Here is a 19,953-nt window from a genome sequence, read left to right as displayed (position 1 = left end):
GCCGTGCGGGTCGCCACGGGGCCGGATTGGTGTCTGTGCCTGACTGATATCTGTGCCGGATTGGTGCGCGGGCTGCGGTGCGGGGGCGTCCAGCGGCCACTCCCGCGCAGCCTTTCGCCTACCAGCGGTATGGAATCTCGGGCGAGTCTCTGGGCGCGCGTTCGCTTTCCGTGGGGTCGTGCGGCAAATCCGCGCAGTTGCAGATCAGCGCGGGCGTTTCGCTGACCGCCGTGAACCCGTACCACACCAGCGGCGGAATGCGCAGCAGCCGGTAGTCGTCCGGCCTGCCCAGCAGGAATTCTTCCGTCACGCCGAAGGTGGGCGAGCCGGGGCGGCTGTCGTGGATGACCACCTTCATCCGCCCCATGGGCACCGCGAAGTGCTGCGTCTGGCGGGTGTGACGCTTCCACGCCTTTACCGCGCCGGGCTCCACTTCCGAGAAGTACAGTTCGCCGAAACTCGTGAACAGGGGCGAATCGGACCGCAGCATGTGCAGCACCGGGCCGCCTTCTGTCGGGATGACGCGCAGGTCCAGCGTCACCACCCCGTCGATGGTCGTGGCGTTCACGGCAGCATCCTTTGCGCGGCGGGCTAGTTCGCCCAGGCAAGGCCCTTGGCGGCGGCCTTGTCGGAGTATTCCGCGATCTGGTTCATGGTGAAGGCGTACATGTCAGGACGCTCCGCACCGGCAGGCGCGTAGAACGCGCGGTACCATTCCGCCGTGAAGCGGATGGTTTCGGCAAAGTTCAGCGTGGCCTGCCAGCCAAGGTAGGCCAGCGACTTGTCGCAGCACAGCTTGAGCAGGGTGCATTCCTTCATGCCCGCCTGCCCGGCGCGGTCCATTTCGCTGGCGAATCCGGGCCAGTACGGGGCCAGGGCGTCCACCACCTCGGCCACGTTGTTGTTCACGTCCGCCGCCGGGCCGAAGTTGTAGGCCTCGCCCGAAAGGGGGAACGGACCCTGCTCGTTCAGCAGCAGCTTTGCGCCCAGCCACAGGTAGCCGGAAAGGGGTTCCAGCACGTGCTGCCACGGGCGCGTGGCCCACGGGCTGCGGATTTGCACGGCCTTTCCTTCGGCCCATGCGCGCGCGCAGTCGGGCACGATACGGTCCGCCGCCCAGTCGCCGCCGCCGATGACGTTGCCCGCGCGGGTGGTGGCGCAGCGCACGCCGTTCTTGAAGAACGAGCGGAAGTACGAGTGCGCGATGATCTCGGCGCAGCCCTTGGACGCAGAGTACGGGTCCTCGCCGCCAAGGTGGTCGGTTTCGCGGTAGCCCCACACCCATTCGTCGTTGCGGTAGCACTTGTCCGAGGTGATGCACACCACGGCCTGCACCGAAGGCGCGCAGCGCACCGCCTCCAGGATGTTCAGGGTGCCCATGGCATTGGCTTCTATGGTGGCCGCCGGGTCGTCGTACGACTTGCGCACCAGCGCCTGCGCCGCCAGGTGAAAGACCACCTCGGGCGCAAAGTCGGCCACGGCCTTGCACACCGCCGCACGGTCGCGGATGTCGGCGCGGATGTCCGTGATGCGGGCGCCAAGGCCCATCTCTTCGAAATTGGCGGGGCTGGTGGGCACGTCCACCGACAGCCCGGCCACTTCCGCGCCAAGCTGCAACAACCACGCGGTCAGCCACGACCCCTTGAACCCGGTATGGCCGGTGACCAGCACCTTGCGGCCGCGATAGGCATCTGCAAACATTGTATGTCTCTCCGTTCAGGGGAGTTTTGTCAGCCTCCGGCGGGCTGGGGGCTATGCCCCCAGCACCCCCGAAATATGGTAGTGCGGAGTCTGAGACGGGAATGAAACCAAGCCGGTTTTTTCAGATGGGATTTTCGTTCGCTGGCAAGGAAAACAAGCCCGCCATGAGGGAGTATGCGGCAGCCGTTATGCGAGTCTTCGAGCATTACGGATGGCGACCGCATCGCGCTCCTTGCTGTATTCGACCGAATGGCGGGCGCAGTTTGACGCAGCCAGCGGGCGAAAGGCCCATCTGAACCGTGATCAGGCTATACCTTGAAGCCCTTGGCCCACGGCGCACTACCCTTGTCCCATAGGGCGTTCAGCTTCTGCCAGTCGCGCAGGGTGTCCATGCATTCCCAGAAGCCTTCGTGGGGGTACATGGAAAGCTGGCCGTCGGCGGCCAGGCGTTCCAGCGGCTGCTTTTCGAGGTCGCACGATTCGTCCTCGTCCAGGTAGTCGAGGAATTCGCGCTTGAACACGAAAAAGCCGCAGTTGATGTATTCGTTCAGCACCGGCTTTTCCTGCCAGGACAGGATGTTGCCGTCCGCGTCGGTCTGCACCGCGCCAAAGCGCGAGGGCATGCGCACGCCGGTGAAGGTGCCGATCTTGCCCGACTGCTTGTGGAACTCCACCAGCTTGTCGATGTCGATGTCCGACACGCCGTCGCCGTAGGTGACCATGAAGCGGTCGGTGTCGATGTGCTGGGCCACCCGCTTGATACGCGCGCCCTTCAGGGTTTCCTGCCCGGTATCGCACAGGGTCACCTTCCAGTCGGTGCAGCTGCTGCACTCGTGGGTGGTCAGCGCGCCGGTGGCAAGGTCTACCGTGAAGTCGGTGTTGCGGATGCGGTAGTCGTGGAAATACTGCTTGATCACCTCGCCCTTGTAGCCCAGCGGCAGGACGAAATCCTTGTGGCCGTGGCGGGCGTAGATGCTCATGATGTGCCACAGCACCGGGCGGCCGCCGATCTCGACCATGGGCTTCGGCTTGAATTCCGTTTCTTCGCGCAGGCGGGTGCCCTTGCCCCCGCACATGATGATGACCTTCATGCGATACCTCGTGATGGGGTAATGTGCTGTCGTCGTCCGGGTTATTATAGCAGAACGCGCGGCGTTGCGGAACGGCCTGCGTGCAATGCCGACGGGGCCGTTGTGCGAAAGATCGCACCGTGCCCGCGGCGTGGCTGGAGAAAATGGGGAAGTGCGCCGGATGGCAGTGATACGCCAGATGGCCGGGATGTGTGGAGTGGGTGCGGTGGGGTCATGATGACGTGCGGAACCTCCGTTCCGCGCGCGGATGGATGGCCGACATTCCGGGGCCTGCCCGGTGTCGGAACGGCACACTGGCGCGCCGCGTTTCCGCCGGAATTTCCGGCCCTTCTACGTGGCGTGCTAGATACGCTTGCGCGTGACGCTTGTCCATAGGTGCGGCACGTGATTTTCACGGGGGGCGGGGGCTGCGCTTTCGGCAGACCGTGCAACGCGGCTCCCTAGGGATACCGTTTGCCTGCCTTCTGCTCGCGCAACAGTTCCTCGAACCGCGCGGCAGGCACGGGGGGGGAGAACAGGTACCCTTGTCCCCTGCCGCAGCCCAGCGATTTCAGCAGCACGTATTGTTCCATGGTTTCCACGCCTTCGGCCAGCGAGGTGACACCGAGGCCGGCGGCAATGCCCAGCATGGCCCGCAGCAGCGCCAGCGACGAGGCATCGGGCAGATCCTTCACGAACGACCTGTCGATCTTGATGACGTCGAACGACAGTGCCTGCAGGTAGGACAGCGACGAATACCCGGTGCCGAAGTCGTCCAGCAGGATGCGCACGCCAAGCTCCGTTACCGCATCCAGCATGGTGCGGGCCTTGTCGATGTTTTCCATGTACACGGTTTCGGTAATTTCCAGGGCCAGCTGCGCGGGGGGCAGCCTGCTGGCGTCCAGAACGGCGCGGATGTCTCCGGGCAGGTTGCCGCGTTGCAGGTGGCGCGCCGAAATGTTGCACGACACGCGCAACCGGCCCAGTCCCGCATCCGCCCACGCCTGCGTCTGCGGGCAGGCCTGCGACAGCACGGCCATGTCTATGCTGGCGACAAGGCCTGTCTGTTCGGCCACGGGAATGAAATCGGCGGGCGAGACCAGGGTGCCGTCCGGTTTGCGCCAGCGCGCCAGCGCCTCGGCCCCCACTATGCGCCCGCTGCTCAGGTCCACCACCGGCTGGTAGTAGGGCACGATGTGCCCCAGCGCGATGGCGGGCCGCAATTCGGCCTCCACCTCCAGGCGGTGCTGGGCCGCCCGGGTCAGTTCCGGGGTGTAGAACCGGTAGGTGTTCTTGCCCGCCGCCTTGGCCCGGTACATGGCCAGGTCGGCGCAGCGCACCAGATGGCCGCCGGTGTCCCCATCGGCGGGAAAGGCGGCGATGCCTATGCTGACGCCAAGGTACACTTCGGAATGCGCCACGCGGAAGGGCAGGGAGAATTCGGCGATGAGCCGTTTCGCCAGTTCCGCATGGGCCTCGGCCCCGCCAGGCGCGGCCGTGATGATGATGAATTCGTCGCCGCCAAGGCGCGCCACCCTCTCGTCGGACCCCAGCACCTCCGACAGCCGCCTGCCCACCTCCATCAGCACCACGTCGCCCGTGGCGTGTCCCATGGAGTCGTTGACCAGCTTGAAGTCATCCAGGTCCAGCAGCAGTACGCCCAGCGGCTGCTCCGCATGGCGGGCATCGGCCAGCATGCCGTCAAGGGTTTCCAGCCCGCGCAGCCGGTTGGCGAGACCGGTGAGCGAGTCGGTGAAGGCCAGTTCCTGCAACCGCGCTTCGGCCAGCTTCATGTCCGTGATGTCGCGGATGAAGGCCACCGACTGGCGGGTATGGGGAATCATGGTCACGGTCATGGCCACGTGGTGCAGCCCCCCGGCGGCGTCGATCAACCGGCTTTCGTACTCGCGCGGGGCGGCAACGCCGCTGCGCCGGTCGGCATGGTAGCCCAGCATGCGGGGCACGTCGTGCTCGTGAAAGAAGCCGGTCCACGACGGATGGCGGTCAAGGTCTGCCTGGCCCATGCGGACAAGCCGCAGGAATTCCGGGTTGGCCAGCGCCACGGTGGTGTCCTCGTTGATGAGGATGGCGGGCGTGCCGGTGTTCAGGAACATGGCCCGGTATTGCTCTTCCGATTCTTCCAGCATGCGCCGGGTGTGTTCCAGGTCGCTGATGTCGATGAAGGTTTCGAGCAGGTATTCCTTGCCCTCGCGCGCGATGGGCACCACGGACTTCAGGATGTCCATATTGCCGGTGGCGGTCAGCAGGGTGCGCTTGGCGTGGTCCATGGGCTGGCCCAGGTCGCACACCGGGCATGCGCCTTCTTCTGCCGGGCAGACGAACTGGTGGCAGCGCCTGCCAGTCACCTCTGCGGCACCCCGGCCCAGCAGCGTGCAGGCGTGGCTGTTGATGCTGACGATGGTGCGGGTTTCGCGGTCCACCAGCATGACGCCCACCTTGAGGGCATCGAGCATCTCGGACAGGAACTGCTCGTTTTCACGGATGGACTGGAACGCCCACGAAGTGACCAGCGCCAGCCTGTCCAGTTCGTCGCCGCCTTGCGGCATGTTCGCCAGCTTGGCGGCGGGCACGTTGGCGGCAACCCGGGCGCTGAGCGCCGCAAGGCGTGACAGCACGCGGCGGTCAAGAAAGAGCAGGCCCGCGATCAGCGCAAGGATGCTGATCGTCAGCACCACCAGCAGACCGCTGTGCACGATGTTGCGCGCGGTCTCGCCCAGCGCGCGGGGGGCCTGGACGGTAACGGCCAGAGGCGCGCCCCCGTCCAGGTCGGGCAGCAGCACCCCGCTCCAGATGGTGCGCGAGGCCACACCCACGAGGGGACGTTCCGCCACGGGCGTGCCCGACATGGGGGCGTCAGCGGGGGCAACGGCAAGTTCCTGCAGGGTGGGGGGCAGATCGGCGGCAAGCGCCGGAACGATGGCGAGCTGCAATTCCGTGTTCCGGGCCAGCTCCCTCTGGTAGGGCACATCGACCAGACGGGCCATCCACATCCAGCCGCGCGCGGGCTGGCTTTGCAGGGAATCGAGCACCGGGCGGCATGCGGTCATCCAGATGGCGTCGCCGATGCGCACCAGCCCGTAGATGCCGTCGTGCGGCCCCGTATGGGGCATGGATGTGCTGAGGCGCCCCATGAATTCGAGAAGGGCGGGGTCGGCGCGCTCCACGCCGCCGCTGACGATATTCGGCGCGCTGGAATGGAAGATCGTGCCGTTGCCGGAAACGTGCACGATGGCGTCCAGATGCTGGTCGCGGAAGACTTCGGGGGTGATGTTGCTTTCGATGTAGGAAGGGTTGCCGTCGACCATGAACTGATAGGAATCATCCCACCAGGCCCAGTCCTTGAGCAGCGCATCCAGCCTGAGCACATCGCCTTGCAGTGCGTTGACGGCGCGGCGCACGTTGGCGGCGGCCAGTTCGTGCTCGAAGGCGTCCAGCCTGTCGACCACCAGCGTTCCCGTGGCCAGCACGCATATCAGGCCGAGAGCACAGAAAATGGCCGTAAGGCCAAAGGCCGCCCCACCGCGCAGGCTGCGTCGGGGGCCGAATGCGCCGCCGTGGTCATCCTGCGGCACTGCTATGGGCATGTGTTCAGGGATATCCGGAGTCATTGTCACCGTCTATGTCTTGCGGCCAAATTTATGCGCAAGAATGATGCAAGCGACGAATCAGGTCAATCGCAAGGCCGGGGCGGCCCCCTATGCCTGTCGGGCCACCTGCGCGAAGAATTCCAGCAACGGGCCTTCCGCGCCTTGTTCCACCACGCACGGCCAGTTCAGGACCTGCGTGCCCACCTTTTCGGACACCGGGCAGGCTCCTGCGGCATAGCCCAGAGAGGCCAGCCCTGCCCGCGCCCCCACGATGGGGTCCATGAACCACGTCCATGCGGTATGCACGCGTTGGTCCATCAGCGTTTTCAGGGCATCGGCACGGGGATGGGTGAAGGCCAGCCGGTGGGCGACGATGCGTAGCGCGGGGTCGGCATAGGCAACGGGCAGGTGCGCGGCCAGCGGCGTGCCGTAGGCCGCGGTGAGGTAGCGTTGCAGCAGCGCCTCGCGCCGGGCGGCCTCGGCGGGCCAGCGGTCCAGTTCGAACAGCCCGATGCGCGCCAGTACGGCGGGCAGGCGGGCCGGGTAGGCATATGCCCCCGTGCGCTCCACCACATAGTCGTCGTCCAGGAAGGTCATGCCCGGGTCCGACAGCCGCCGCAGCACCGCCTTGCCCAGCATGGCCAGCTGATACAGGCCGTAGCTGGCGGGCCGGGCCAGCCGCCGCTCCAGCAGGAACTGGCCGAACAGCCGCCGCTGCTGGGCTTCCGGCAGGGTAGGCGCATCGTTCAACTGGGCAGCCACCGCGTCGTACAGGCCCGCATCGCGGGTGTAGAAGAACCCGCCCACCACCGTGTTCATGGGCTTGGAGTGGTCCGTGGAAAAGAACGCCGCGTCTCCGGTATTGCCCACGGCCACGCCGTCGCGCGTGGAGCCCACGGTCAGCGCGCAGTCTTCGATCAGCGCCGCCCCGCAGCCGTCGGCCAGGGTGCGCAGTTCGCCCACCCGGCAGGGAATGCCGAAGCTGTGCTGCGCGATGATGGCCCGCGTCCTGGGGGTGATGGCCTTGGCCACTGCGTCCGGGTCTGTGCCGAAGGTGGCCGGGTCCACGTTGGTGAACACCGGGGTTGCGCCCGTGCGCAGCACCGCGCTGGCCACCACGGAGCAGGTGAACGCGGGCAGGATCACCTCGTGCCCGGCGCCCACGCCCAGCGCGCGCAACGTGGCAAACAGGGCCATGCGCCCGCCCGCCGTGGCCAGGCCGCGTCCGTCGCCCACCAGCGCCGCAAAGCGCCGCTCGTACTCCGCCACCGTCTCCGTCGCCTGCGCGGGCGATTCCAGCACCCGCCGCACCTCGGAAACCTGCGCGTCCGTCAGGTAGCCGTGCCCGGTCACGAACCCGTAGTAGGGCCGCGTGCCCAGCATGCGGGTCAGTTCCTTCAGCTTGCGGATGATGGCGGTCAGCATGTGTCGACTCCTTGGGGAGGGGAGAATGGGGAGGGCAAGCGGCAATCGGGGAAGGGGCGCTTTTACGCGTTGCGGTCGCCATCCGTAAGACTCGCGCGTTGCGCTCGTCTAACGGCTGCCGCAAAGCGCCCCTTCCCCCGCGAATCCTATTTCCCGGTTATCCCCAGCAACTGCCGCCAGCGGGGCAACCCGCGATCCAGAGCCAGGAAGCCGGGCGGCAGGTCGGGCGGTGCGGGCTGGGCAAGGGCAGCGGCGAGATCGTCGGCGGTGGCCACGAAGGCGGTGCCGGGCACGCCCAGCAGCGGGCACATGTTGAAGTCGTTGGCGGCGGTCTGCACGATGAGGGGCAGCCGCTGGTAGGCGGCTTCCAGCGCCACGGTGGTGGAATTGGCCGCCCATACGATGGTGCCGGGAACAAGCAGCTGGGCCACGGGGGTGTTCACCACGCGGGGCGCGCCGCCGGAAGGAAAGCGCGCGGCAAGGCGGCCTTCCACGGGCAGGTTGGGATGCGGCTTGACCACCACGTCGTACCCGTCCAGCGTGCCTGCCCGCGCGGCCTCGGCCAGCACGTCGAGCTGGTTGTCCGTCTCGTCGATGAAGAAGCTGGTGACGATGAGCAGGGTTGGCTTGCCGGGGGTGTCGCCCAGATCAGTGGGATCAGTGGGATCAGTGGGATCAGTGGGATCGGTGGGGTCGGTGACGGAAGCGGTGGCGGAAGCGGCGGGGGCGATAGCCGCATCGGCAAGGTACAGGTAGCGTAGCGCCTCGATTTCGCCCAGCCGTTCGTCGGGCATGCCCGCGTCGCGCATGTGCCCCAGGGCGCCCTGGCCGTTGCAGCACAAGAGGTCCGGCAGGGTGGCGGCGGCGTCCGGCTCGGTGAAGGCGCGGGCGTCTTCGTAGTAGCGCAGGTCGGTGGGGCGCACCGTGGAATGCTGGGTGCCGTACACCGGGCCGCGCCGCGCCTCGTGCATGGCGTGGGCAAGGGACTTTTCCCAGGGGTGGTTTTCCATGGGAAAGATGGTCCATTCCTGCGGCGCGCAGACCGCCGCGTACCGGCGGAAGGCCGCGCGCATCAGGCGGCGTTGCAGGCCCAGCCAGCCGCGCGTGGATTCCGCCCAGTTGCGTTCCATGTACGGCCAGAAATCCATGCGCGAACCGGGCAGGCGGCACTGCCCGGCCATGTGGCGGGTCAGGCGCGCAGAGCGGAAGGCCATGCGGCAGTAGTGCAGCACTTCGCGGGCGATGGTGGCCGGGGTCAGGAATTCCTCGATGAAGTGGAAGGCGATGCCGTCCTGCCTGCGGGCGCGGAATTCATCGCGCAGGCGGATGGCGTCGGCCAGCGAATAGTGCGGCGTGGGTTCAAAGATGAACAGCCAGGTCACGCCATGCACGCCGCCCTGCTGCGGGTCCAGCGCGTCATGCAGGTTTTCCCAGTAGCGCGAGCGCAGGCGGCCCTGTTTGGCGGCCTGCACGTCGATGTTGGGGAAATAGGTGGCCACGGTGCCGGGGCGCGGGTGCGCGGGCAGGCTGGCCTTGCCCGTGGCTTCGGGCGCGGCGGGCAGCAGGCGCTTTTCGCGCAGCAGCCACGCGCCAAGGCGCGCCACGGCCTGCACCGGGGCGGGCAGGCGGTAGTACAGGGCGGCCAGACGCTGTTTGACCGAGCGGGGGGCGGCGGCGTGCGTGTCCGTGCCCGGGTCGTTTCCGGCTTGCGCCTTGGCGGGATGCAGTTCGAACCGGCGGCCCGTGACCGCACAGAAGCGCAGCAGGATGCCCGCCAGTACCGTGTCGTCGGTGAACAGGCAGACATGGTCGGCGCGGGCGTCCTCCATGGCCAGTTCCAGCGCGCGCAGCTTGGTCACTTCGTACAGGTTGCGGCAGATCTTGGGATGCTTTTCGGCCAGCGTGGTGAACCACCAGTGCGAGAAGGTGTCGCCCACGGCCAGCAGTTCCCGCAGATTGCGCGTGGAGCGGGCGGGGCGGGTCAGCCCGGCCTCGTGCGCCCAGGTGATGTACTCGCGCCGGATGTCCGTGAAATGCGTCTCCACCAGTGCGGGCACCGAAAGATGCCCGTGCGGCACGTTGCGCCTGGCCCAGTGGGCAACCACCGGGGGCAGGCCGTCGGATGCCGGTTGCGGGCGGGGCAGGGCGTCTGGTCCATCCAGCAGGATGAAGGTGGTCACGAAGGCTCCTTTGCGGCGGTGGTGCGAAAGGCGCGGGGAGCCGCGCCGGTGCGGCGTGCGGCTTTGCGGTGATTCGGTTGGGCGGAAGCGGTGTCCTTAGTCCCTGGCGATACCTTCCAGCCACGCATTGAGGCCGGTCAGGTCATGCCCCCACGGGTGCGGGGTGGCGGCAAAGGCTTCGCCCCGGCCATAGAACAGGGTGCCCACGGCCTCGGCGGCGGTCATGTCGGTCTTGGCGTCGCCGATCATCACCACTTCCGCCGGGGGTACGGCGGCCTTTTCCACGGCGCGGCGCAGCACGTCGGTCTTGCCGGGCGGGGAACCGTAGATGGCCTCGAAGTATCCGGCCAGCCCGCGCTCGGTCAGGATGTGCACCAGTTCCTCGTGCGGGGCGCCGGAGCACACGTACATGGGCACGCGGCCATGCCACGCGGTGATCACGTCGTGCGCACCGGGCACCATGGGGGCGTTCAGCACGCCCTCGAAGGCGTAGTCCGCGTACTTGCGGCCCAGCTCGTCCATTTCGTCCGAGGTGATTTCGCGGCCCAGCACTTCGCGGTACAGCCACTCGAACTTCTTGTAGCGGCTCACGCCGCCGTGTTCCATGTGGTAGGCCACGAGACGGTCGCGGGCGTCCGCGCCGAAGGGTTCGGCTACGCGGGCGAAGGCTTCGGTCTTCACGTTGACGCTTTCCAGAATGACGCCGTCGCAGTCGAAGACGATGCAGGAAAGGGGCATGGTACTCCTTGGGGATGGCCGCCCCGTCCGCACGCATGGCGCGCACGAAGGGCGGGGCGGACATCGAAAGGGGGTGTGGTCGCGTGACGGGCTGCCATCAGCCACCGCTGGCCGCGTCTATCTGGGCAGAGCGTCCAGCAGGTTGCGGATGGTGTCGGTTTCCATCTTCACGCGGGCTTCCACGGCGTACGAGCCCACGTGCGGGGTCAGGATGACGTTGGGCAGGTCGCGCAGGGGGCCTTCGTAGGGTTCCTTGACGAACACGTCCAGCGCGGCCCCGGCCAGATGCCCGGAAGCCAGCAGCGCGTGCAGGGCTCCCTCGTCGATGAGCCCGCCGCGCGCTGCGTTGATGACCCACGTGCCGGGGCGCATCAGGCCAAGGCGGCGTTCGTCCAGGATGTACCCGCCGCCTTCCGGCTTCGAGCAGTGCAGCGAGACGATGTCCGCCCAGGTCAGCAGGGCGTCCAGTTCCATCTTGGCGTTGGTGTCGCTTTCGGCGAACGGGTCGGCAAAGGCCACCTCGCAGCCGAAGGCCTCGAACAGCGTGCCCGTGGCCCGGCCAATGCGGCCAAAGCCGATCAGCCCCACCTTCTTGCCCGCCAGCAGATTGCCCATGCGCTTCTTCCACGTGCCCGCGCGCAGTTCGCGGTCCATGCGGCTGACAAGGCGCATCAGGTCCAGGGCGTAGCCCAGGGTCAGCTCGGCCACGGCCTGGGTGGGCGCGTCGGGCGTGTTGCGCACGGCAATGCCCATCTCGGCGGCAGCAGCGCGGTCCACGCTGTCCATGCCGGTGCCGCAGCGCGAGATGACCTTCAGTTCCGGCAGGGCCTGCATCACCCGGCGGGTCAGCGGTTCTGTGCCCGCGGCCACGCCGATGCAGCCCTGCAACAGTTCGATGGCCTCGTCTTCGGTGATGGCGCGGCCCGTGGGGTTCTGCACGTATTCCATGCCCGCTTCGCGCAGCAGGCGCAGCGGTTCGTCGCTGAACTTGGCGAACGACGAGGTGGTGATGGCTACCTTCATGATTCGTTATCCTTCGCGTTGGGGCATGGCCCCTCGGCATGTCGCGCGGTATGTCGCGCGTGTCGTTGCGTTCCGGTTGTCGCCCCGCGCGTGCGGCTAGGCATCCTGCGGGGCGGCAGTGTGCGCGCCGCGCTTGCGCAGCGGCCTTGCGGGCACGCCGCCCACCACGATGTACGGCTCCACGTCTTTCGTCACCACGGCCCCGGCCCCCACCACCGCCCCGCGTCCGATATGCACGCCGGGGGTGATGGTGCAGTTGGCCGCAATCCACACGTCGTCCTCTATGGTCACCTCGCCGTACTCGTGGCCCTGGAACATGATGGGCACGTCGGTGCGGTCGAAATTGTGGTTGGCCGCGCGGATGACCGTGCCGGGACCCACCGTGACGTGGGCGCCCATGCGGATGTGCCCGCCGTCGGCGTCCACCACCACGTTGATGTTCAGGGCCGCGCTTTCGCCCATCTCCAGCGCGCCGGTGCGGGCGTACAGGTGGCAGCCCTTGCCGATGCGCACGCCGTCGGCCAGCGAGATGTTGCGGCAACCCTGCATGGTCAGCGACTGGCCGAAGCGTGCCCGACCGCAGTGTCGGAACAGTGGCCGCCACGCGACAAGACGCGCGCCCACCCCGATGACGGTGGGTATCCACGCGAACAGGAACAGCCAGAGTTCCTCGGCAATGGCGGCAAGGCGTGCGCGCATGGGGGCTCCGTTACTTCGTGTAGACGAGGCGCAGGGTGTCCTCGGCCATCATGTCCACCACGCGGGCGAGGTCTTCGGGGGTGTCCACGCTGAGGGTGCGCTTGTCCGTGGGCACCATGCGGACCTTTTCGCCGTGTTCGAGGATGCGCATCATGTCCACGGATTCGATGATTTCCAGCGGGGTTTCCTGCATGTCGTTGAACTTCAGCAGGTAGTCGCGGCGGAAGGGAATGATGCACACCTGCTTCTGCATGGGCACGTCGGTGACGCCCTTCTTGCGCGAAGGCACCGCCTCGCGCGAGAAGTACAGGGCGTCGGAATTCAGGTCCACCACTACCTTGACTTCGTTGGGGTCTCCGAATTCTTCCACGGTTTCCATGCGGGCCATCAGGTTGGTGACGTTGATGGCGGGGTCGGCCAGCATGGGGGCGATGGCGGCGTCGATCATGTCGGGGGTGACCATGGGCTCGTCGCCCTGCACCATGACCACGATGTCCACGCGCTTGCCGGTGGCGGCCTCGATCTTCAGCAGGGCTTCGGCGGTTCGGGTGGTGCAGCGCACGTGGTGGTCGCCGGTCATGACGGCCTTAAGGCCCGCGCCTTCGGCGTAGTCGTAGATTTCCTGGTCGCAGGTGGCCACGTAGGTGGCGGACAGGGTGGGGCTCATGGCCGTGCGGATGGTGACGTGGCCCACCATGGGCACGCCGTGGATGTCGGCCATGGGCTTGCCCGGAAAGCGGCTGGAGCCCATGCGGGCGGGGATGATGGCGACGATGTTCATGGCTGCTCCTTTGGCGGCGCGGTGCGCCGGGAAATGTCGGGTTGGGGTCGGTGTAAAGGCGGGGGAAAGGCCCGGCCTGTTGTGTTGGTGGAGTGGCGCTCAGGGTACTGCGGATACGCTGCTTGCAGAATCCGTCTTTCGCCGTCGGGCGGCGTTGGCTTGGTATTTTTGATGCTCACATACAGGAGTATGCTCCGCTCAAAAATGCCAAGCCGCCTTGCCCGGCGACGAAACTCGTAATTCCTTGCATCGTCCCCGCACCAGCCTCCCGCAGCGGAAGACCGCTGCGGGGTATAAGGAAGAAAGGCACTGGAGAAAGGCGGAAAACCGGAGACAGAATACGCGTTATGTAGCGGCGTGCAGGCAATCTGCTCTGTGTCTGGCCTAATGAAAAATTTTGGGGGGAGCCTCAGCCGTTATGCGAGTCTTCGAGCATTACGGATGAGGACAGCAACGCGGGGTTCGGGGAGGGAGACCTTTTTACGCGTTGCGGTCGCCATCCGTAAGGTTCGCGCTTCGCGCTTACCTAACGGCTGCCGCAAAAGGTCCCCTCCCCGAAAGTTCTTTTCCCCAAAATCTTCCTGTCCGTGCCCTACTCTTCGCGGGGCAGCAGGTAGCCGCCCACGTCGTGCATGTCGGGGTGCAGTTCGCGGTGCACTTCTTCCATCACGCGCAGCACGCCCTGGCCGAGGTCGGTGGTCAGGTTGGGCACCAGTTTCTTGCCCACCTTGGGCATGAAGGCATAGGGCGTGACCTGGTAGTGGCCGCTGTTGGGGTCGTGCTGGTAGACCACGTTCAGGTCCTTGCCCAGCATTTCGCCAATCATCTTGAACAGGTCGCCCACGCGCATGGGCTGGTTGCCGGTGAGCACGATGTTCTCGTTGGCGTATTCCGGTTGCAGCACTTCCACGGTGCACAGGGCGGCGTCTTCTACGTGGATGTACTCACGCAGGGCGGTGGCGCTGCCGTAGTAGGTGATGGCCCCGGTTTCCAGCGCCTCTGCCACGAAGCGGTTGATGGCGTTGCGGCGGTCGGCGCGGGGTCCGTACAGCGAGCCGTAGCGCAGGATGGTGTAGTCCAGCCCGTGCATGGCCTGATAGTTTTCGATGTACAGTTCGCACGACTGCTTGCTGCACCGGTAGAACCCGCCGGACTTGCCGTACACGTACAACGAACTGGCGAACACGTAGCGGGCAACCTTGGCCTTGCGGCAGGCTTCCAGCAGGATGACGTTGCCCAGCACGTTGATGCGCGCGGTGTCCACGGGCTTGCGGTTGGCTTCGCCGATGTCGGCGATGCCCGCGAAGTTGAACACTGCGTCGGCACCGGCCACGGCGGCGTCCACGGCGGCCTCGTCAAGGACGTTGCCGACCACCATGCGCTGGTCGCTGCGCAGGTAGGGCGAGAGCCGCAAGTCCACGATGGTGACCTCGTGCCCGGCGTCGGAAAGCTTGTCGCAGACGTGGGAGCCGAGGAACCCGGCCCCGCCGAAAAAGGTGATCTTCATTGTGCTGCATCCCTTCGGGGCTGTGCCCCATGCCGCCCGTGGGCGGGGTGGTCCGCTGCGCATCAGGGGCGCGGCGCGGGCCGTATGGATTCGATTGCTGATGTTGTGCGTCGGGCCGTGGCCCGGAGTGTCCTGTCTTTCAGTCAGAGAAAGGACAAGTCATGTGCCGGACTACGCCGCGCCGCCCGCAGGCGGACAGGTACAATTGCGGTACAAAAACACCGCATCGATGCACCACGCGATGAATCGGTAGCCCTCGCCGATGCGGCGCGCAAGGTCCGCCGTGTCGGGCTGCACGATGTGCAGGCCCATGGGCACGTCGTGGGCGCGTGCGGCGGCGGCGATGCGGTCCAGCGCGGCGAGAAAGTCCGGGTGGTCGAACTGCGCGGTAAGCCCCATGGAGCCGGAAAGGTCGTACGGCCCCACCATGATGGCATCCAGGCGCGGGTGGGACAGGATGGCGTCCAGGTTGTCCACAGCGCGGATGTGCTCGATCTGCGCCACGAACAGGGTGTCGCGGGCGGTTTCGTTCACATAGGGCGTGAACTCGCGACCGAACAGGTTGGCCCGGCAGTAGCCCACGCCGCGCACGCCGGAAGGACCGTCGGTGCGGGGGTACAGCGCCCAGCCGATGGCCGCGTCCAGTTGCTCGCGGGTTTCGATCATGGGAAAGATCAGGCCCCGTGCGCCGGAATCCAGCGCCGCCTTGATGTCGGTCAGGGTCGCCTCGGCCACGCGGGCAAAGGGCGCGGCCCCGCCAAGCTCGATGGCCCGGAAGGCGTCGGGCAACTGGCTGCGGGTGAAGGCGGCGTGTTCCAGGTCCACGGCCACCCAGTCGTAGCCGGACCGGCCAAGGATTTCGGCCACGTCGGTGGAAGGAATCTGCATCCAGGTGCCGATGGTGGCTTCGCCTCGGCGCATCTTTTCCCGAATGTCGCGTGCGGTGATCATGATGGTTGCGTTCGCGTGCGGTGCGGCGGCAATGCCGCCGGATGGTGTGGGGCGGGCGCGGTGGCGTCCGTCGATGATGTGGAAACCGCGCGGGCCAGGCTAGGCAAGGTTGCGTAAGGTCGCGTTCCGGTCTTGCTGTTGCGGCCGGTGGCGCGCCCCGTAGCCCGTTGTCCCGTGGCCCCCGAGCGTGACCGCACCACGCGGCCTGGCAGGGGGGCTTTTCAGGCCGTGGCAGTATATCCGCGCATGATGCGGGGTGCAATATGGCCTAATGAGGCAATATTAAAGGCCAGCGCTGGGGCTGGCCTTGTTTTGTTTTGGAGGAGTCTATATGAAGCACTGTTTTATTTTTTCGTATTCTAGTGTGGCTCGTCGTGCTTCTTCAAGTGGGACATGCGGCTTTAATTCGCTCAGTCTTGTAGCGCGGCTTTCTATGTCTTCGGTCTTTTTTTCAATATCGATTAAGAGAGCTGTGCCAACCTTTTCAAGGTCCTGAACTTTTTTGTCGCCGAGGCATCTCGCTGTCTTTGCGATGAGGTCTTTCCAGCCCTCAATATCTGCGGAGAACTTGTTGAGAAAAGCCTTGCCACGTTCCGTTGTTTTATATCGTGGCCCATAAGGGGGGGTGCATTCTGGCTCAATTAAGTCCATATCTTTCATTTCGCTGATCAGGTCATGAAATGAAAAGGAGTATGGCCCATGTTTATATAGTGTAAATCCAAACTCTGTTGGTACTTTTGCGAGAGCTTCAAGGAAATACATGGACTTTTGAAGATGAGTTTCGCCGCACCAGCTATGATGGTCTCGAAGGTTGTTTGCTAGCTGCAAGGTTATTGCGTAGCGATGGTACTGGTTCATGCGGTTCCCTCCGGCAGCCACGGCTCAACAAGGTGGTCGTGATTTTCTCTCAGCCATTTCTTAGCGTCACGGAGTTTCTCCGGGGCCACGAAAATGTACGGATTCCTTACGTCTGGAGGGCGTATGGATGGCAGTTCTGCTCGCGCGGAAATAGTGCTTCGCTCGTCATCAATGAGAACGGGAAAATCAACGTCATTTGAGCGTTTTTGGCCTGGGTCCATTCTAACGAAATCTGCACCGAATTTTTTGGCGGTTTTTCGTAGATTTGCTTAAGCGCTTCGGGGCTTTTCTTAAGTTCGACCGCAGTGACTTGGTGCGCTAGACGAAAGTGTCCGCGCGATTCAATCCGCTTTGCGGGCTCATGTCCGGTAGCGGTAGTATTATACGCAGCTTTGCGCAGTTCGACAAGAATTTCGTTGTCGGCAATTGCTAGATAGTCATTGATTTCTACAGGAATGCCTTGGGGGAATAAGGCGTGCATAAATTCTTTTAAATGTAGATCATACGCTCTGCGAACGTGGTGGAAGTAAACTTGGGAAAACATGGAATATCTTGCCCACAGGAGGGACGCGGCAACGTGTAGGCCGCCTCGCTCAATTCCAATGGCTGGGGCCCAGCTGCGGTCGTCGTCGTCTTCGCCTTCTGGTGGTGCTTGGAGAATTCTTAATGAATTAATAAGGCGTTTGTAATCAAAAAAGCCATACCGCACTCCAGCGTGGTATGAATCTCGAAGGAGGTAGTCTATCCTGTCCGCGCCAAACACTTCGCCTGTGACAATTTCTGAAAGGATGCTCTCCCACGTCGTAAATTCTACATCCGGTCTGAATTCAGAAACTTCCTTTTTCCCGATGGCAATTTTTGCAACATGGACAGGCTTGATGTGCATATCGTCAAAGATTGACGATAGGTGATCACTGTGAATAATATCCCACGTTAATCTTTCATGATTGTAGCCATCGGGAAGCAATTCCTCTGCTCCATGGGAAAATGGCATATGCCCGACATCATGAAGGAGGGCAGCCATGCGTAGGACTTTTCTCCAGTATTCTTTGTCATCGAGTAAATCAGGCATGGATTGGAGTGTTTCATTGGGGAGAAGAGAAATGTGTTCATCTTTGGTAAGAATATCAAAAATTTCAGACGCAATATGCATTGTTCCTAAAGAGTGCTCAAAACGTTTGTGAGTCGTTCCTGGATAAACCAAATAAGTTGTAGCGAGTTGGGTTATATGTCGCAATCTTTGGACAGGAGGAGAGTCAATAGCTTTCCTTTCCAGAGATGAGCAAAGAATAAATGTGTGGATGGGGTCTCTGAACTCGTGTGATGTTTTTATCATACGAAGATCTCACATAGGTAAATGTAGAAAGGTGTGGTCAGTGTAGTGCTTTATTCGGAGTAAGGAAACTACGTTATCTCTTGAACCGCCCCAGCGCCCGCTTGGCCAGCCCGCGCAGGTCCTGCTTGGTCAGGCCCACCAGTTGCGGCACGGCCAGCACCGCCCCGCCCACCAGTGCGGAATAGATCACGCCGGAAACGAAGAAGCGCACGATGTCCTGCGCATCCCCCAGCCCCGTGGCAATGGTCAGGCTGCGGCAGGCCCACGCCGCACCGCCCAGAAAGGCCAGGCACAGCGCCTGATGCGCCACGTTGCGCAGGTAGTTCAGCGGGATGATCCGCGAACTCATCCACAGCATGAAATTGACCGACAGGAACTGGACCAGCACCGTCTTTACCGCAAGGCCCATGGCACCAAGGCCGAAGCCGAACTTGTCCGCCGGTGCCAGCAGCAGCCACGACAGGCCGAAGCCCAGTATGTATTCCGTCACCGCCATGTTGCGCATGGTGCGGGTGCGGCCCGTGGCGTAGAACACTGACCCGGCAAGCTGCCCGTAGGCCTGGTGCACCGGGTACAGGGCCATGATCTGCACCGGCAGGATGGCCGCCGCGTAGTCCGCCCCGCCGAAGATGCGCACCACCGCCGGGGCCTCCATGGCCGTGAAGCACGAAAAATAGCCCGCCACGGTGAACAGCAGCGGCGCAAAGCGGTCCATCAGCCTGCCCATTTCCGTCCGGTCGCCCTTGCCCCAGGCAATGGACAACTCGCGCATGACCAGCGGCGTCATGGCCGATACGAACAGGAAGCAGGCCATGCCCACCTTTTGCGACAGGGCAAAGAACCCCTGCTGCGCGCTGCCGTTGAAGGTTTGCAGCAGCCAGCGTTCCGCCACCAGAAACACTGTGGACGCCAGCGCCTGTACGAACAGCGGCGTGCTGTAGTCCGCGAATTCTCGTGTGTAGGCCCGCCGTTCGTCCTTCGGCATGCGGAAGGTCACCGTGGGCCAGCACCCGCGCAGCACCATGGCATAGCCCACCGCCAGCGCGATCAGCATCACGTACTGATGCGCGAACAGGGTGCCCATGTTCAGCCAGCCCAGCAGGAACAGCGCCAGCAGCGCTCCCACGCTGACCAGGTTCAGCACCGTGCGCGAAATCTCGCTGGATACCGTCACCCCCAGCGCGTCGTTCATGGATCGCAGCACCCGGCCCCACCACGTCAGAAACGCCCACAGGGCCGCCAACGGCACGATCCACGCGGGCACGTCCGGCAGCAGCCATTGCCCAAGGCCCGGCACGAACGCCGACAGCGAGAACAGCATGGTGATGGCCAGCACCAGCGCCGCCACCCGCACGTAGAACGACACCAGCCCGAATTCCTGCTGTCGCCGCGACAACGCGTTGTAGAAGCAGGTGGAGGTGCCCATGTCCAGGAACCCCGCGAACTGCTGGAACATGTTCGTGGCAAAGCTGTAGTTGCCGTACCCCGTGGGGCCCAGGGCGCGCGGCAGTACCGCCTCCATGGTCAGGTACACCGGGATGGATGCCACGTTCGCCAGCAGCTTGAACGCGTATCGTTTGGCAAGGGTTTGTTGGGTCATGGATATCCTGTGGGGGAAGAAGAGACCGGGACAACCCAGCCCGTGGTTAAGGTCCCCAAATGTCGACTAAGTGTTAATACTAAAGGGTGTCCCAAGCCCCAGACAGCTGGAAGGTTAGCTTAGAAGCAGCTATCCTTTAAAGAGTGCGTAACAGCCCACCAGTCGAGGTTTGGGGCCCCGAAAATGGACGGGGCTCAAGTCGACTACCGATACCACGGAGCACCGCANGGTGATCTAGTATGAAGGCGTTGCGCTCGGGTAGAAGCAGGGCTGTGAAGTCCTGTGGACCGTGCGGAAACGAAAATCCTGGCAATAGTAACAGCAAAGTCAGGTGAGAATCCTGACCACCGAAGGGGCCAGGTTTCCTCGGCAATGTTCGTCAGCCGAGGGTTAGTCGGTCCTAAGACGTACCGTAATTCGAGTACGTCAAAAGGGAAACAGGTTAATATTCCTGTACTATCCAACAATAAAACTGA

At 64.2% G+C, this 19,953-nt stretch carries 15 protein-coding genes and 1 other annotated feature; all 15 genes read right to left on the bottom strand.

The features are described from left to right. Positions 1–118 precede the first annotated feature (118 nt). Positions 119–568: a dTDP-4-dehydrorhamnose 3,5-epimerase family protein gene (locus DESTE_RS09955; RefSeq protein WP_035067328.1), complete on the bottom strand. Its 450-nt coding sequence runs from the start codon at positions 566–568 to the stop codon at positions 119–121. Positions 569–591: 23 nt separating this feature from the next. Beyond that, complete coding sequence (rfbG, locus tag DESTE_RS09950) at positions 592–1,701, bottom strand: CDP-glucose 4,6-dehydratase (RefSeq protein WP_035067326.1); 1,110 nt, start codon at positions 1,699–1,701, stop codon at positions 592–594. 308 nt (positions 1,702–2,009) lie between these two features. Beyond that, positions 2,010–2,792, bottom strand: a complete 783-nt coding sequence (gene rfbF, locus DESTE_RS09945) for a glucose-1-phosphate cytidylyltransferase (protein ID WP_035067325.1) — start codon at positions 2,790–2,792, stop codon at positions 2,010–2,012. A gap of 440 nt (positions 2,793–3,232) precedes the next feature. Continuing rightward, positions 3,233–6,376 (bottom strand): EAL domain-containing protein, encoded by a 3,144-nt coding sequence (locus DESTE_RS09940; protein WP_051384416.1) that lies wholly within the window; start codon positions 6,374–6,376, stop codon positions 3,233–3,235. Positions 6,377–6,487: 111 nt separating this feature from the next. Next, positions 6,488–7,804, bottom strand: coding sequence for a DegT/DnrJ/EryC1/StrS family aminotransferase (locus DESTE_RS09935; RefSeq protein WP_035067324.1), 1,317 nt, complete (start codon positions 7,802–7,804; stop codon positions 6,488–6,490). 146 nt (positions 7,805–7,950) lie between these two features. Then, positions 7,951–9,984, bottom strand: a complete 2,034-nt coding sequence (locus tag DESTE_RS09930) for a TIGR04326 family surface carbohydrate biosynthesis protein (protein WP_035067323.1) — start codon at positions 9,982–9,984, stop codon at positions 7,951–7,953. Between the two features lie 96 nt (positions 9,985–10,080). Then, positions 10,081–10,722: an HAD family hydrolase gene (locus tag DESTE_RS09925; protein ID WP_035067322.1), complete on the bottom strand. Its 642-nt coding sequence runs from the start codon at positions 10,720–10,722 to the stop codon at positions 10,081–10,083. Between the two features lie 117 nt (positions 10,723–10,839). Beyond that, on the bottom strand, positions 10,840–11,745 hold the full coding sequence (locus DESTE_RS09920; protein WP_035067321.1) for a phosphoglycerate dehydrogenase: 906 nt from the start codon (positions 11,743–11,745) through the stop codon (positions 10,840–10,842). A 96-nt stretch (positions 11,746–11,841) separates the two neighbouring features. Then, the gene (locus DESTE_RS09915) at positions 11,842–12,444 is read right to left on the bottom strand and encodes an acyltransferase (protein ID WP_035067320.1); all 603 of its coding nucleotides are present in this window, start codon (positions 12,442–12,444) and stop codon (positions 11,842–11,844) included. A 10-nt stretch (positions 12,445–12,454) separates the two neighbouring features. Beyond that, entirely contained in the window at positions 12,455–13,225 is a 771-nt protein-coding gene (locus DESTE_RS09910) for a 3-deoxy-manno-octulosonate cytidylyltransferase (protein ID WP_035067319.1), read from the bottom strand. A gap of 592 nt (positions 13,226–13,817) precedes the next feature. Then, positions 13,818–14,732 carry an NAD-dependent epimerase/dehydratase family protein gene (locus DESTE_RS09905; RefSeq protein WP_035067317.1) on the bottom strand — a complete coding sequence of 305 codons (915 nt, stop codon included), beginning with the start codon at positions 14,730–14,732 and terminating at the stop codon, positions 13,818–13,820. A 171-nt stretch (positions 14,733–14,903) separates the two neighbouring features. After that, positions 14,904–15,683 carry an HpcH/HpaI aldolase family protein gene (locus DESTE_RS09900; protein ID WP_035067315.1) on the bottom strand — a complete coding sequence of 260 codons (780 nt, stop codon included), beginning with the start codon at positions 15,681–15,683 and terminating at the stop codon, positions 14,904–14,906. A 327-nt stretch (positions 15,684–16,010) separates the two neighbouring features. Further along, on the bottom strand, positions 16,011–16,541 hold the full coding sequence (locus DESTE_RS17985; protein WP_156925320.1) for a hypothetical protein: 531 nt from the start codon (positions 16,539–16,541) through the stop codon (positions 16,011–16,013). 106 nt (positions 16,542–16,647) lie between these two features. Further along, positions 16,648–17,877 carry an HD domain-containing protein gene (locus DESTE_RS17635; RefSeq protein ID WP_084559423.1) on the bottom strand — a complete coding sequence of 410 codons (1,230 nt, stop codon included), beginning with the start codon at positions 17,875–17,877 and terminating at the stop codon, positions 16,648–16,650. 73 nt (positions 17,878–17,950) lie between these two features. After that, positions 17,951–19,426 (bottom strand): lipopolysaccharide biosynthesis protein, encoded by a 1,476-nt coding sequence (locus tag DESTE_RS09895; RefSeq protein ID WP_245590801.1) that lies wholly within the window; start codon positions 19,424–19,426, stop codon positions 17,951–17,953. A gap of 24 nt (positions 19,427–19,450) precedes the next feature. Then, positions 19,451–19,777 (top strand) — a sequence feature (23S ribosomal RNA rRNA prediction is too short). Positions 19,778–19,953 lie beyond the last annotated feature (176 nt).

It is taken from the genome of Nitratidesulfovibrio termitidis HI1, from assembly GCF_000504305.1.
In the GTDB taxonomy this organism is placed as follows: domain Bacteria; phylum Desulfobacterota; class Desulfovibrionia; order Desulfovibrionales; family Desulfovibrionaceae; genus Cupidesulfovibrio; species Cupidesulfovibrio termitidis.
The sequence above is the reverse complement of the archived record's forward strand: the minus strand, read 5'-3'. Positions and strand labels throughout refer to the sequence as shown.

Bases quoted from the DNA above. Each gene is read 5' to 3' on its own strand.
- rfbG (WP_035067326.1), bottom strand. From the start codon at position 1,701: ATGTTTGCAGATGCCTATCGCGGCCGCAAGGTGCTGGTCACCGGCCAT.
- rfbF (WP_035067325.1), bottom strand. From the start codon at position 2,792: ATGAAGGTCATCATCATGTGCGGGGGCAAGGGCACCCGCCTGCGCGAA.
- DESTE_RS09940 (WP_051384416.1), bottom strand. From the start codon at position 6,376: ATGCCCATAGCAGTGCCGCAGGATGACCACGGCGGCGCATTCGGCCCC.
- DESTE_RS09935 (WP_035067324.1), bottom strand. From the start codon at position 7,804: ATGCTGACCGCCATCATCCGCAAGCTGAAGGAACTGACCCGCATGCTG.
- DESTE_RS09925 (WP_035067322.1), bottom strand. From the start codon at position 10,722: ATGCCCCTTTCCTGCATCGTCTTCGACTGCGACGGCGTCATTCTGGAA.
- DESTE_RS09920 (WP_035067321.1), bottom strand. From the start codon at position 11,745: ATGAAGGTAGCCATCACCACCTCGTCGTTCGCCAAGTTCAGCGACGAA.
- DESTE_RS09915 (WP_035067320.1), bottom strand. From the start codon at position 12,444: ATGCGCGCACGCCTTGCCGCCATTGCCGAGGAACTCTGGCTGTTCCTG.
- DESTE_RS09910 (WP_035067319.1), bottom strand. From the start codon at position 13,225: ATGAACATCGTCGCCATCATCCCCGCCCGCATGGGCTCCAGCCGCTTT.
- DESTE_RS09905 (WP_035067317.1), bottom strand. From the start codon at position 14,732: ATGAAGATCACCTTTTTCGGCGGGGCCGGGTTCCTCGGCTCCCACGTC.
- DESTE_RS09900 (WP_035067315.1), bottom strand. From the start codon at position 15,683: ATGATCACCGCACGCGACATTCGGGAAAAGATGCGCCGAGGCGAAGCC.
- DESTE_RS17985 (WP_156925320.1), bottom strand. From the start codon at position 16,541: ATGAACCAGTACCATCGCTACGCAATAACCTTGCAGCTAGCAAACAAC.
- DESTE_RS17635 (WP_084559423.1), bottom strand. From the start codon at position 17,877: ATGATAAAAACATCACACGAGTTCAGAGACCCCATCCACACATTTATT.